This window comes from Lysinibacillus phoenicis (assembly GCF_047238325.1).
Lineage (GTDB): Bacteria > Bacillota > Bacilli > Bacillales_A > Planococcaceae > Lysinibacillus > Lysinibacillus irui.
On record NZ_JBDFMP010000002.1, the window covers coordinates 1,871,631 to 1,884,886 of the forward strand.

A 13,256-nucleotide genomic window follows, 5' to 3' on the forward strand; every position below is an offset into this window, starting at 1 on the left:
TAAATCTTCATGAAAAAAAGCAAGCCCCCTTAAAAGGAGACTTGCCTATATCTACATTGTATGCAGATTCTTGTTATTAAAAGAAAACTTAAGCGTAATATTTTTCTACAACTTCTGCACAGCGAGCGCAAACTGTTGGTTGTGCCTCATTTGTTCCAACTGTTTCTGAAATTGACCAGCAGCGCTCACATTTCTCACCTGTAGCCTTCTCAACAACAATGGAAACATGCTCAAGTGCTAAAGCTTCTGCAGGCGCTTCTTCAATTGCAGCTACCTCAAATGCTGAAACGATAGAAAGTTGTGCAAAATCAATGTTCGCATCATTCAATAATGCGACAACATCTTCTTTTGCATAGACAGTCACTTTTGCTTCAAGTGATTTACCAATTGTTTTAGCATTACGCGCTTCCTCTAATGCTTTTAAAATATCGTCACGCACATCAATAATTTTTTCCCATTTCTCACGAAGAGTGTCAAAGTTCGCTTGAACATCTACCTCTGGGAAGTCTGTTAATTGAACCGACACTTCCTCTACAACCCCTTGAGCGTGGAGGTAAGACCACATCTCGTCTGTTGTATGAGGAATAATTGGTGTCATAATTTTAACTAATGTCATTAATGTATCGTAAATGACTGTTTGCATTGCTCGACGGTCTTTGTTGTCATGACCTTCAATATAAACTACGTCTTTCGCAATATCTAAATAGAATGAAGATAACTCCACAGCTACAAAATTATTGACTACATGATAAACAGCAGCGAAATCATAACGATCATAGGCTGCACGCACAGCTTTTAAAACATCTTGCAAGCGCATATACACGTATTGATCCATTTCACGAAGCTCTGCATAAGCTACACGATCTTTCTTTGGATCGAAATCAGCAATATTGCCGTGTAAGAAACGGAACGTGTTACGAATTTTACGGTACACTTCTGACACTTGCTTTAACATATCCATAGAAATACGCACATCAGCTGTATAGTCCACAGAAGCAACCCAAAGTCGTAGAATATCTGCACCATATTGATCCATTACTTTTTGTGGAATAATGACATTTCCTAATGATTTACTCATTTTACGTCCTTCACCATCAAGAACGAAACCATGCGTTAAAAGTCCTTTGTATGGTGCGTAACCATTGATAGCTACAGATGTAATTAGTGATGAGTTAAACCAACCACGGTGTTGGTCAGAGCCTTCTAAATATAAATCAGCTGGATATTTCATGCCTCGTTCAACAAGTACACCTTGGTGAGATGAACCTGAATCGAACCAAACGTCCATAATATCATTTTCTTTTGTAAATTCGCCGTTCGGACTACCTGGATGTGTAAAGCCTTCTGGCAATAATTCTTTCGCTGTTTTTTGGAACCAAATATTTGATCCATGCTCACGGAATAAAGCAGAAATATGGCTAATTGTTTCAGGTGTAATAATTGGTTCACCATTTTCAGCGTAGAAAATTGGAATTGGTACGCCCCAAGCACGTTGACGTGAAATTACCCAGTCTCCACGGTCACGAATCATATTATAAAGGCGTGTTTCTCCCCAAGCTGGTGTGAATGTTGTTGCTTTAACAGCCTCAAGTAACTCACCACGGAATGCTTCAACAGATGCAAACCATTGTGGTGTGGCACGATAAATAACTGGTTTTTTTGTACGCCAGTCATGTGGATAAGAGTGTGTAATGAAACTAAGACTTTCTAATGCATCCACTTCTTTAAGTTTTTCTGTTACTAGTTTATTGGCATCATTATAAAATACGCCTTCAAAACCAGGTGCTTCTTCTGTATAGCAGCCACTATTATCAAGAGGACTAAGAATGCCTAAGCCATATTGTTTACTAATATGATAATCATCTTCCCCGTGTCCTGGCGCTGTATGAACACAACCTGTACCCGCATCTGCAGTAACATGATCTCCAACCATCACAAGAGATTCTCGATCATAGAATGGATGTTGGGCTACAATACGATCTAGTGCATCCCCTTTTACTTCTTGAACAACCTCATAGTTTTCCCATTCAAGAGCAGTTGCTACTGACTCTAATAATTCTTTAGCGATAATGAATTTTTTAGTTGCCACAGCAACTACTACATAGATAAATTCAGGGTTCAAAGAAATCCCTAAGTTTGCTGGTAATGTCCAAGGAGTTGTTGTCCAAATGATAAATTTAGCATCTGCTGGAACAACACCTTTCGCATCCTTAATAGCAAAGCTTACATAAATCGATGGTGATTTGATATCCTTGTATTCAATTTCAGCTTCTGCCAAAGCAGATTCAGAAGATGGAGACCAATAAACTGGTTTTAACCCTTTATAGATGTAACCTTTTTCCGCCATTTTACCAAACACTTCAATTTGACGTGCTTCAAATTCAGGTTTTAATGTAATATATGGATTTTCCCAATCACCGCGAATGCCTAGACGTCGGAATTGCGTACGTTGATTGTCAATTTGTTCATACGCATATTCTTCACAAAGTTGGCGGAATGCTGCTACTGACATTTCTTTACGCTTTACACCTTTGTTTGTCAATGCTTGCTCAATTGGTAAACCATGCGTATCCCAACCAGGAATATAATTAACATGGTAGCCAGTCATGGAGCGGTGACGTGTAATCATATCTTTCAATACTTTATTTAATGCATGGCCGATGTGGATATCACCATTTGCATATGGAGGACCATCATGTAGGACAAACTCTGGACGACCTTCAGTACGTTCCATTTGTAATTTGTTAATATCCATGTCATTCCATTTATCTTGCATTTTTGGCTCATTTGCTGGAAGATTTCCGCGCATTGGAAAATCTGTTTTTGGCATTAATAATGTATCTTTGTATTCAACCATTTAAAATTCCTCCTTTATTTTCCACAAGCATAATAGACATTTTTCACATAGGACAGTTATTGGCAAATTCAGCTAAAACGATTCGCAAACAAATAAAAAAAGCCCTCAATCCCACTAAGGGACGAGAAGCTTCTACTCGCGGTACCACCCTACTTGTAGCACAAAAATTATTGTACTACCTCTTTCAAGCACGTTAACGTCGTGCAACACGAAATAACTTACTTTTTTCAGCTATTTAGCTCAGAAGTGATGTTCAATGTTAGTTGCATGTTTGGGCTCGCACTGTCCCCAAATCGCTTCACTACGCCTAACAAATACTGTCTTCGTCTCTGCCTCTATGCGTATCTGTTCAAAATAATTACTATTACAAAGTATATGAAATTCATACAATCGCGTCAAGTTTCAATTGTAAAAGAAAAGTTACATATCTTCGGACTCCTGTGCTTCCTCAACAGACGCCTGAATTTCAGTTAAATCAATATCGTATTGTAGCAAATGATCCCAGTCATCTGCATTCAGTAAGTCAAGCTGTGCCTCTACAAGCATCTTAAAACGATTACGGAAAACCTTAGATTGTTTTTTTAGCTCATCAATTTCAATCGTTACCTTACGAGCCTTCGTTAAAGCTTCATTGACAATTCGATCAGCATTTTTCTCTGCTTCTTTCAAAATGAGTTTAGCCTCTTTTTGTGAATTTCTTCGCACTTCATCTGCAGCTTCTTGCGCTACTACAATAGATTTCTGCAAAGTTTCTTCTAAGGAGTTAAAATGCCTCGCTTGTTCTAATGCCATTTCTAATTGCTTATCGACTTCCTTTTTTTCCCTAAGCAAAATTTCGTAGTCTTTAATAATCTGATCTAAAAATTCATTTACTTCATCTTCAGCATAACCTCTGAAGGCTTTTGTAAACTCCTTATTATGTATATCAATAGGTGATAATGGCATACAATCCTTCTCTCCTTTACAAGTACATTCGTAGTTTCTATTATACAATTGTTCCGACAACTTAGCAGTAAAAATTAATGAAATTTACTTCACTTTCAGCTTTTTTGGGCCAATCGACCGATTTGTAGACGGATTTTATCCTTTTTTGTACGGCCTTCTGTCATAATAATTTTGACACGACCGCTTCCACGTATCGATAAAATATCACCCTCTTGTAATTCAAAAGCGACAGTATCCCGCTCCGTCCAATTGACACGCACTTTTTTTCCAGTAATTAATGCTTGTGCCTTTTGGCGTGACACATTTAAAATCGTCGCAATGATCACATCTAAACGCATCGAAGAAACTGTATGTGCTTCCTCAAACCACTCTTCCTCATTGATAAGCAGTGGGGCGTCTTCCTTTAGGGATTCTACATGTACCTTTACTTTACCAATACCCGTTAAATGTAAACGGACATAATCCGCTACCTCCTGTGCGACAACGAATTGCACCTGCTGCTCATTGACACGAATATCACCGAATTTACTACGGTTTAAGCCTAATGATAACAATGCCCCTAAAACATCTGGATGACGCAGTTGAATAAATTTAGTCGGATACTGGATAGTAAAGGCTGTCAGTTGAAAGTCTTCATCTGTAGCTTCATAGTACGCAGGGAAAATGAGCATACGCTGCCTCTCTGCTCCGTCAAATAGCCCTGAACAAGCTGTCTTAAGAGTGTCGTCCTGTCCAATAACCGATGACACAATAAAACGTTGCCTTGGGTCAAGAAAATCGGTCAACTTGGGTGCATAGCGATCCTCTACCTCACGCTGCCAGCTTAGCACTTGTTCAATAAAAGGCTGCTCATCTTTTCGAAAATGCTGGATTAAGTGTTCCATCTTGTTGTCTCCTCTTTCACTAGTTCCTATTTGCTTTGTTGGATGAACGTAGTAAAACTAGTATTCCCCATAAATAAAAAATCCCCACCTAAACGTGAGGATTTACTTCTAAACGAACATAAGAAATATTTTCTGAATGACTATAACAAGCCCTCTTTCAATAAAATTCAGCATAAAGATAGCCACAATTGGTGAAATATCTATCATTCCAAGTGGCGGAATAAACTTTCTGAATATCCCTAAATATGGTTCACACACTCTTTCAAGCATGCGACCAATGGCTGAATTTTGAGCGGCAGGCACCCAAGACATTAAAATATAGGCAATTAGCATAAATGAATAAATCCTAAATGCTAACGATACATAACCAAGTATTATAAAAAAAGTCATATAAACTACAATCCTCGCTATTAATTATCGTCTAAAATAAAGTTTGTAATTTCACCAGTCACTTCTACATTATCTGGCGTGCATAGGAAAATATCTTTACCAATACGCTGGATATCTCCAGCAAGGGCGTAGACTGTTCCACTTAAAAAATCAATAATGCGTTTTCCTTGCTCCCGCTCAATACGTTGTAAATTGACGATTGTTGCACGTTTATTTTTTAAATGTTCTGCAATATCTTGTGCTTCTGCATAAACTCTAGGCTCTATTAACACTACTTTTGCGCCCTTAGAGCTCATAGCTGCTTGTAAACTGACAATGTTGTTAGGAGTTGCTGCTGAACTTTGTGGCACAATTTCATGAATAGATGCCTTCCGTTCTTTAATTGTTTTTTTAGGCTTTATTGAATGAATCGGTTGCTGTTGTTGTATGGGTTGTTGCTGCTGAATAGGAGCTTGCGTGATTTCTTCTTCTAATTCTTCTTCAAGGTAAAAGAAGTTTTTAATTTTATTTTTCATGCTCATCCTGTTCCCCTCTTTCATTTCCAACAAGAGCCGTTCCGACTCGAACAAAAGTAGCCCCTTCCTCTACCGCAATTTCAAAGTCATTAGACATGCCCATTGATAACTCGGTACAAGGTGCGTGTGCGAATCCTTGCTCGGCTATTTGCTGTTGACATTGTTTTAATTGCTTGAAAACGGAGCGAATTAGCTCTTCGTCTTCCGTATTTGGTGCCATTGTCATTAAACCTACAACTTGAATCTTTGTAAATTCTTTCAATGATTCTACAAAAGGTAAAACTTCTTCGATGGTTAAACCATGTTTAGATTCTTCTCCTGAAACATTTACTTGTACAAAGCATTTAACAGGTTTTTCTGCTCTTTTTTCAATTTCTTCCGCCAAGCTCAATCGATCTAATGAATGTAAAAAATCAATGCTGTTAATCACTTGTTTTACTTTACGTGTTTGAAGTGACCCGATATAATGCCAGCACACATCAGCTTGAATCTCGGTAATTTTACGGTGTAAGCCTTCGGGTCTATTTTCTCCTAAATGAGTGAGACCGGCATCAATTGCTTCTTGCGTTCTTTCAACAGAAACTTCTTTTGTCACCGCAATTATTTGAACATGATTGCTCTGACGATTGCCTTTTTTTTCTGCTGCTGCTATTAAATCCTGTAGTTTGTTTAAATTTGTTAAGATTTTTGTCACTGTTTTTCCCAACTTTACAACAATAGTTTCTTTTATTGTAACAAGCAATGCTTGATTTATCAATGAATAGCCTGACCTATGTCAGCGTACATGATCTCAATTTTATAAACAGATGTCTTAGGAAAGTGCTTTTACTAAAATAACGTCCTTGCCAACAACAAGCACATCTTTCATATACACTTTTCTAACAGACTCTTCCCCTTTAAAAAAACCAAGATATTTACGAGGCTCTGCAATTAAAAATGCTGTCACATAGCCCGTTTCTTTTGATACTTCGGCATCTATTACAAAGCCTATAAATCGTCCATTTCCTGCTTCAATGACTTCTTTTTGCTGTAACATCGAAAAACGCAATGACATACCTCCTCTATCAATTACTTTTGTACGTTCCATTCATGTCCTTCATCAAACTTTGCTGTCACTTATTTTATGTATCATTTGTTCATTGAATGAAGATAAAATGCGCACCGAATAATTCGATGCGCATTTTTTTATTTGTAATCCTTTTGCATTGTTTCAATCGCATTTTTTTCAAGACGCGAAATTTGTGCTTGAGAAATCCCTAGTTCCTTAGCAATTTCTGTTTGAGTCTCCCCATAATAAAAACGTTTTGCAACGATCATTTGCTGACGTTCATCTAGCTTTTGCAAGCTTTCCTTTACCGACACGTAGGCAACCCATTGATCCTCTGATACATCATCATCACGTAATTGATCCATCATATAAACAGCGTCTCCACCGTCTGAGTAAATAGGCTCTTGCAAGGAAACAGGATCTTGAATAGCATCTAAAGCAAATAACACATCTTCTTTTTTCATGTCAATCATCTCAGCAATTTCTTCAATCGTTGGTTCTCGCAAATTATCGGTTATCCACTGCTCTTTTGCCTGCATTGCCTTATAAGCTATATCTCTTAGAGAGCGAGATACACGTAATGCATGATGATCACGCAGATGGCGACGAATTTCTCCAATGATCATCGGTACAGCATATGTCGAAAATCGTACATTATGCTTTAAATCAAAATGATCAATGGCTTTCATGAGGCCAATACAGCCTACTTGAAATAAATCATCTGCCTGTTCACCCCGATAGGCAAATCTACCGACAATACTTAGCACTAACCTTAAATTGCACATTACAAGCTCTTCCCTAATCTCAGTTTCTCCAGCTTGTAAGCGGATGAAGAGTTCCTTCATTTCCTCGTGCTTTAAAATTGGCAAAGTCGATGTATCTAAGCCGCAAAGATCTACTTTTGTTCGCATATTCGATTCCTCCGGATGTTATTCTCTGACTAAACCGTGACATCAGTTTGTCCGAGAGAAACAAGAATATGCACAAAAGCTGCGACCAATTTTAGGTAGGTTAAATTTCCCTCTCTACGAAATTGGTTGATTTAAATTTTCACGTAAATCTTGAATAATTTTCTTTTCTAAACGGGAAATATATGATTGCGATATGCCTAAATGATCGGCAACTTCTTTTTGTGTCATTTCAACTTTTCCATTGAGACCAAAACGACACTCCATAATATAACGCTCTCGCGCACCCAATAAATTAATGGCATGGAACATATGCTGTCGTTCTATTTTCTTCTCTACATTATCAAGAATAATATGCTCTTCTGTTCCTAAAATATCGGACAGTAATAATTCATTTCCATCAGCATCAGAGTTTAGTGGTTCATCTAGTGAAACTTCACCCTTCATACGACTCGTTTTTCGTAAGTGCATTAAAATTTCATTTTCAATGCAGCGTGATGCGTATGTTGCAAGTTTGATATTCTTATCTGTATTGAACGTCTCGATCGCCTTTATTAAACCAATGGAACCAATGCTAATTAAATCTTCAATTGGCGTTCCCGTATTATCAAAACGTCTAGCTATATAAACAACAAGACGTAAATTACGTTCAATTAGTGTGTCTCTAGCTCGTAAATCACCGTTCATAAAGGATGCAATGACTGTAACTTCTTCTTCTCGACTTAATGGCACTGGCAATGAATCATTTCCCCCTATATAGTACGTTTCACGACTCCGAAACTTACTCCATAATTTTTTCAAGCTAGCAAGTAGCCTAAGAAGCAATAGTTCTCCCCCTCTATGAGTTATTTGAAAGCGCTGAAAAATGTAAAATTGCTGCTGTGCTATGTGGAAAATTTTTTGCTTTTTTTGTTAAAACGATGTATTCATTCGTTTTCACTTGGGAAGGCTCCCCCTTTATATGCCATTCATCAAAGCGAAAACCAAGGACAACTGATTGCTGTTGTACCGTATTGACATGAATAAATCGTATATAACGCTGATAATCTTCAGAAAACATAGATACATCGTATGGGTCTGTTTCTTGCCATTCTATTAATGATTTTCGAAACGCTGAAGGTAAGTGTGGTCGCAATGCTGTATAAGAGACAAAATGAACTGGCTTTCCTGATAATGGCTCAATCGCTTGATTGCCTGTATCAACAAAAGCGGAAAGCGGGATTGTTGCTCCAAAAATTTTTAAAGTTGTATCAAATACAAACTGACCACTTAAGCGCTCTAACTTGACAAATCCCCATTGCTTATAAAATGCAATAAGATTTAAAACTGCCAATAAAAAGCAAATCATAATAAAATGAGTAACAGAAAGATTTTTCAAAAAAGGTTGTAGTGCTGTTAACAATCCACCAATCACGATTGTTGCTGTTAACACAATAGGTCCTTGCTTTTGAAAGCTACGAATCTTGAAGCGAAATGCTATACCAATTAACAATATAAAACTAAGAATCGTCGTCCACAGCATTTGACCGCCAATGACAGCTACAAAACTACTACAAATTGAACTCATTAATAATCTTGAATTTTTCACTAAGACTCCTGTGACTCTTGCTGTAAACGTGAGTATCGCTAGATTAAAAAGCGTATTAATGAGCACCAGCCATTCTCCATACATAACAGCCGCCTCCTATATACAAAGTTAGCATGTTACTCCCACAAATATTGTCAAACAATCGCATCATTTCCTAAAAATGTTTTGACAAAAAACATGGTTTCCTTACACATTTGAACATCATGCCAGCCAAAATAAAAAGCTCGTATTCTACATATGTAAAATACGAGCTTTTTAGAAGTTATTTGTTTTATCTTATTTTCAGCAATTGTACCGAAAGAGAAGCATCAGGTAGACTTTTTCAAAGGACAAAGAAAAGTTCTATTCTCCAACTCGAAAGTCTGGAACCAATGATGCCGAGACGTCATAGTTTTAGCCTCGATTTTTGCGGTTACGTAAAAATGCTGGGACTTCGAGCATGTCATCCTGTGCATAATGCTGCTGATTTTGACGTGGCTGCTCTTGTTGAACATGCATTTCTTGTCGTTGTTCACGAATTGGTGCTTGTTGCTGTGGAGCAGATTGTCTGTTTATGTTAAGTGACGGCTTCGTTGTATTACGTTGTTGCTGTAAAGCTTCCTCTGAGAAGCCAGTAGCAATGACTGTAACAATAATTTCATCTTTAAGGTTTTCATTAATAACTGAACCGAAAATCATGTTTACTTCTTCATCTGACGCAGAGGCAACGATATCTGCTGCCTCTTGCACTTCAAATAAGCTAAGATTTGAACCACCAGTGATGTTCATTAGGACGCCTTTAGCACCATCGATTGATGATTCAAGCAATGGACTTGAAATAGCTTTCTTTGCTGCTTCAGAAGCTCTGTTTTCGCCTGTAGCAATACCAATCCCCATCAATGCTGAACCTTTGTTAGACATAATTGTTTTCACGTCTGCAAAGTCTAAGTTAATAAGACCAGGTGTGGCAATCAAATCTGAAATACCTTGTACACCTTGACGTAGAACATTATCAGCTTCTCTGAAGGCTTCTAACATCGGCGTTGATTTATCGACAATTTGTAATAGCTTATCGTTCGGGATGACAATCAGTGTATCCACAGATTCTTTCATACCACCAATACCACCGATTGCCTGTGTTTGGCGTTTACGACCCTCAAACGTAAATGGACGTGTTACAACCCCGACTGTAAGAGCTCCCAATTCACGTGCGATCTGTGCAATGACTGGTGCTGCACCAGTACCCGTTCCACCACCCATACCAGCAGTGACGAATACCATATCTGCACCACGTAGAACCTCTTCTAGTTGTTCTCTACTCTCTTCAGCAGCTTTTTTTCCTACCTCTGGATTTGCACCTGCGCCTAATCCACGTGTTAACTTAGCACCAATTTGTAGCTTTACTTCCGCTTTAGATAAATTTAATGCTTGAGCATCCGTGTTAACAGCGATAAAGTCAACACCTTGCACACCATGTTCTATCATTCGATTGACAGCGTTGTTACCGCCACCACCAACACCTATGACCTTTATTACTGCAAGTTCATCAACACTTGTATCAAATTCTAACATCTCTTTTTTCCTCCCACGGTAACTCGACTCTGTATCATTCATTACGCATTCTAGTTAATCAAAAAACTTATCAAATAATTTTTTTGCTCTTCCGATTACGCTTTCTTTTGGTTCTGAAGGTGCAGAATACTCTTGCTTTTTACTTATAGTTGGCTGAGCCCCTACAACTGCATATTCAATAGGTTGCGTATTCGAACTTTTACCGTAAAAATCATCTTCTAAATAGGCGTAACGTATAAGTCCAACTGCCGTCGCAAATGAAGGCTCTCTAACGCCAATATAATCGGGTGTATAGATTCTTACACGCGTTTGTAGAATTTGACGTGCCAATTGGGCTATCCCCTCAAGCTTTGCAACACCACCTGTTATAACAACGCCACCCGGTAAATCTCGTACACCTAAACGCGCTAATTCATCAATAACTAACTCCAATAATTCTTCTAAACGAGCGCCAATAATTTCCGATATATAGCGCTGACTGTACTGATCTGTAGAATCTGTGCCAACAATAGGCACTTCAAAGAGTTCGTCATCAGATGCATCATCATAAAAGGCATGTCCATACTGGTGTTTGATTTGTTCGGCTTGTTCTGTTGGTGTTTTTAAAACGATTGAAATATCTTTCGTTATATGATCACCACCGACAGGTAGGACACCTGTATGGGTTAACAAACCTTCTTCAAATACTGCAATTGTTGTAGATCCGCCTCCTAAGTCTATAAAGGCAGTTCCTTGGTTTTTTTCATCTTCAGTTAATGCAAAATAGCCTGATGCTAATGGTTGTAAATATATTTCTCGTATACTTAACCCAGCGCGCTCAACACAGCGAAGAACATTGTGTAGAAGCGTTTTGGATGTCGTTATCATTGTTGCATCCATTTCTAGACGGATGCCAATCATACCACGAGGATCTTTAATTTCATCAAGGTTGTCCACAATAAACTGTCTTGGAATGATGTTAACTAATTCACGTTCAGGAGGTATTGACATGACTTGTGCAGATTCTACCACTCTGTCTAAATCATCATCTGTAATTTCTCTGTTTTCACTATTTACAGCGACAACACCTTTAACTAGCTGTAACATCGTCTGGTTAGCTGGAACGCCTAAAACGACTTCATGAATTTGATAACCTGTCATTCGTTCGGCTTGTTCTACTGCTTTTCGAATAGATTGTACTGTTGCGTCAATGTCAACAATTGCACCTTTTCGAACTCCATTCGATTTTACATTTCCGACGCCAATTACATGTAATTGTCCGTCACTCATTTCACCTATTAATACCTTGATAGAGGAGGACCCAATATCAAGTGAAATGTATAAATCTTGCTGATTCAATTCGCTGCACCTCCTTGAAAAATGCTCTTATTTTCATTCTATTGTAAATTTCCCATAATGTCTAAGCAAATCGAGTATTTTGATCAATTTTTCTCTCATTCTATGGAAGTTTTTTTTCGTTTGTGACGTTTCTCATCTATACGAGTTAGTAGAATACGCCTAATTATTGCAATATTTTGGAATAATCGTACTCCAAAAGCGAAAATGGCTGCTAAATACAAATCTATCCCCAAATTCACACCTATGAAGGCTAAACCTGCTGCTAGAACTATATTAAAAAAGAATCCTGATACAAAGACTTTATCGTCGTAAACTTGCTGTAATTGAGCACGGATACCACCAAATAATGTATCTAAAGCTGCTAAAACAGCTATTGACAGATAATTTTCATACATAGAGGGGATTTGTATATTTGTTAACAAGCCAAGGGCAAGTCCAAATATCAAACCTAAAAACGGTAGCCACATATATTAATCTCCTTTTTTTACCTCTGTTAAATAATCATTTGTCAACGGCTGATCAAATGCTGGAATTTGTAACTGTTCAGTTGGCTCTTCAATTACTAAGTTAAAATTATCTAAATAAAACGAGTCTATAAACGTTGAGGCTTGTAGTGAATTATACAATTTTTGCGCTGCTTTAAAATCGCTTGTCCCAACTTCTATTTTAAAGGACGGTGAAGACAGGGGTATACTGTTCACTGTTGTTTTACCATTTATATCCCGAATGGCTGTTGTCTGTACAACACGATTGCCATCAATTGAGACACTAGTAGCATCGTTTTTAAAAAGTGCATTTAATAATTGAGTTAACAAATCAGGTGATATTTCTTTAATTTCATAACCCATTTCAATTAATTCAGGTGCCGGCTCTACACGTAATCTGACTCCGGGCCCCATAATTTCTGTTAATCCAGCTTGTAGCCTTAAACGATTTAATGTTTCATTTAAGGCTGCCTGCTGATTTACTTTTTCAGATTGCTCATAGCGATCCACTACTTCATGAAGTGAGCGAATTTCTGCCAGTAATGCGGAATGTCTTTGCTTTTCTAGTGCTAATTCCTCTCTTATTGCCCAAATATCTCGTGTATCTCGCTCTGCTGGTTTTTGTATGGTATTGTATTGTACCGCTATCATCAAACCGATAATAAATAGCACGAACGTTATTCGGGTGTACATATTTCTTTGCAAAATAGCCCCTCCTAGACGTATCGTATTATGCCTCTCAGAATA

At 37.9% G+C, this 13,256-nt stretch carries 14 protein-coding genes and 1 other annotated feature; all 14 genes read right to left on the reverse strand.

Translation table 11 applies throughout. The annotated features are described in order from the left end of the window. Positions 1-88: 88 nt before the first annotated feature. The 14 genes from ileS to ABC382_RS11060 all read right to left on the reverse strand — a co-directional run bounded on the left by ileS (position 89) and on the right by ABC382_RS11060 (position 13,214). Positions 89-2,857, reverse strand: a complete 2,769-nt coding sequence (gene ileS / locus ABC382_RS10995; protein WP_312506800.1) for an isoleucine--tRNA ligase — start codon at positions 2,855-2,857, stop codon at positions 89-91. Between the two features lie 114 nt (positions 2,858-2,971). Beyond that, positions 2,972-3,196 (reverse strand) — a binding site (T-box leader). 81 nt (positions 3,197-3,277) lie between these two features. Continuing rightward, positions 3,278-3,802, reverse strand: coding sequence for a DivIVA domain-containing protein (locus ABC382_RS11000; protein ID WP_322604663.1), 525 nt, complete (start codon positions 3,800-3,802; stop codon positions 3,278-3,280). A gap of 95 nt (positions 3,803-3,897) precedes the next feature. Further along, the gene (locus tag ABC382_RS11005; protein WP_274795877.1) at positions 3,898-4,686 is read right to left on the reverse strand and encodes a YlmH family RNA-binding protein; all 789 of its coding nucleotides are present in this window, start codon (positions 4,684-4,686) and stop codon (positions 3,898-3,900) included. Between the two features lie 108 nt (positions 4,687-4,794). Then, the gene (locus tag ABC382_RS11010) at positions 4,795-5,076 is read right to left on the reverse strand and encodes a YggT family protein (RefSeq protein ID WP_274795876.1); all 282 of its coding nucleotides are present in this window, start codon (positions 5,074-5,076) and stop codon (positions 4,795-4,797) included. A 20-nt stretch (positions 5,077-5,096) separates the two neighbouring features. After that, a complete protein-coding gene (locus tag ABC382_RS11015) occupies positions 5,097-5,597 on the reverse strand; it encodes a cell division protein SepF (RefSeq protein ID WP_274795875.1) in 501 nt (166 codons plus the stop codon). After that, the gene (locus tag ABC382_RS11020; protein ID WP_322611387.1) at positions 5,581-6,285 is read right to left on the reverse strand and encodes a YggS family pyridoxal phosphate-dependent enzyme; all 705 of its coding nucleotides are present in this window, start codon (positions 6,283-6,285) and stop codon (positions 5,581-5,583) included. The genes ABC382_RS11015 and ABC382_RS11020 overlap by 17 nt, the downstream gene beginning before the upstream one ends. 117 nt (positions 6,286-6,402) lie before the next feature. Then, complete coding sequence (locus ABC382_RS11025) at positions 6,403-6,678, reverse strand: PRC-barrel domain-containing protein (protein ID WP_312506803.1); 276 nt, start codon at positions 6,676-6,678, stop codon at positions 6,403-6,405. A 98-nt stretch (positions 6,679-6,776) separates the two neighbouring features. Further along, the gene (gene sigG, locus ABC382_RS11030) at positions 6,777-7,550 is read right to left on the reverse strand and encodes an RNA polymerase sporulation sigma factor SigG (RefSeq protein ID WP_004227313.1); all 774 of its coding nucleotides are present in this window, start codon (positions 7,548-7,550) and stop codon (positions 6,777-6,779) included. A 114-nt stretch (positions 7,551-7,664) separates the two neighbouring features. After that, positions 7,665-8,372, reverse strand: a complete 708-nt coding sequence (sigE, locus tag ABC382_RS11035; RefSeq protein ID WP_009373518.1) for an RNA polymerase sporulation sigma factor SigE — start codon at positions 8,370-8,372, stop codon at positions 7,665-7,667. Between the two features lie 13 nt (positions 8,373-8,385). Continuing rightward, complete coding sequence (locus tag ABC382_RS11040) at positions 8,386-9,219, reverse strand: sigma-E processing peptidase SpoIIGA (protein ID WP_274795872.1); 834 nt, start codon at positions 9,217-9,219, stop codon at positions 8,386-8,388. 309 nt (positions 9,220-9,528) lie between these two features. Next, the gene (gene ftsZ, locus ABC382_RS11045) at positions 9,529-10,686 is read right to left on the reverse strand and encodes a cell division protein FtsZ (RefSeq protein WP_274795871.1); all 1,158 of its coding nucleotides are present in this window, start codon (positions 10,684-10,686) and stop codon (positions 9,529-9,531) included. Between the two features lie 54 nt (positions 10,687-10,740). Continuing rightward, positions 10,741-12,024 (reverse strand): cell division protein FtsA, encoded by a 1,284-nt coding sequence (ftsA, locus tag ABC382_RS11050; protein WP_274795870.1) that lies wholly within the window; start codon positions 12,022-12,024, stop codon positions 10,741-10,743. A gap of 95 nt (positions 12,025-12,119) precedes the next feature. Continuing rightward, on the reverse strand, positions 12,120-12,491 hold the full coding sequence (locus ABC382_RS11055) for a small basic family protein (RefSeq protein ID WP_274795869.1): 372 nt from the start codon (positions 12,489-12,491) through the stop codon (positions 12,120-12,122). A gap of 3 nt (positions 12,492-12,494) precedes the next feature. Continuing rightward, entirely contained in the window at positions 12,495-13,214 is a 720-nt protein-coding gene (locus ABC382_RS11060) for a DUF881 domain-containing protein (RefSeq protein ID WP_322611386.1), read from the reverse strand. Between the last annotated feature and the right edge of the window lie 42 nt (positions 13,215-13,256).

Excerpts from the sequence above, each read along its gene's own strand:
- ABC382_RS11015 (WP_274795875.1), bottom strand. The coding sequence starts at position 5,597 with ATGAGCATGAAAAATAAAATTAAAAACTTCTTTTACCTTGAAGAAGAA.
- ABC382_RS11010 (WP_274795876.1), bottom strand. The coding sequence starts at position 5,076 with ATGACTTTTTTTATAATACTTGGTTATGTATCGTTAGCATTTAGGATT.
- ABC382_RS11000 (WP_322604663.1), bottom strand. The coding sequence starts at position 3,802 with ATGCCATTATCACCTATTGATATACATAATAAGGAGTTTACAAAAGCC.
- ileS (WP_312506800.1), bottom strand. The coding sequence starts at position 2,857 with ATGGTTGAATACAAAGATACATTATTAATGCCAAAAACAGATTTTCCA.
- ABC382_RS11025 (WP_312506803.1), bottom strand. The coding sequence starts at position 6,678 with ATGGAACGTACAAAAGTAATTGATAGAGGAGGTATGTCATTGCGTTTT.
- ABC382_RS11005 (WP_274795877.1), bottom strand. The coding sequence starts at position 4,686 with ATGGAACACTTAATCCAGCATTTTCGAAAAGATGAGCAGCCTTTTATT.
- sigG (WP_004227313.1), bottom strand. The coding sequence starts at position 7,550 with ATGCGAACAAAAGTAGATCTTTGCGGCTTAGATACATCGACTTTGCCA.
- ftsZ (WP_274795871.1), bottom strand. The coding sequence starts at position 10,686 with ATGTTAGAATTTGATACAAGTGTTGATGAACTTGCAGTAATAAAGGTC.
- ABC382_RS11055 (WP_274795869.1), bottom strand. The coding sequence starts at position 12,491 with ATGTGGCTACCGTTTTTAGGTTTGATATTTGGACTTGCCCTTGGCTTG.
- ABC382_RS11040 (WP_274795872.1), bottom strand. The coding sequence starts at position 9,219 with ATGTATGGAGAATGGCTGGTGCTCATTAATACGCTTTTTAATCTAGCG.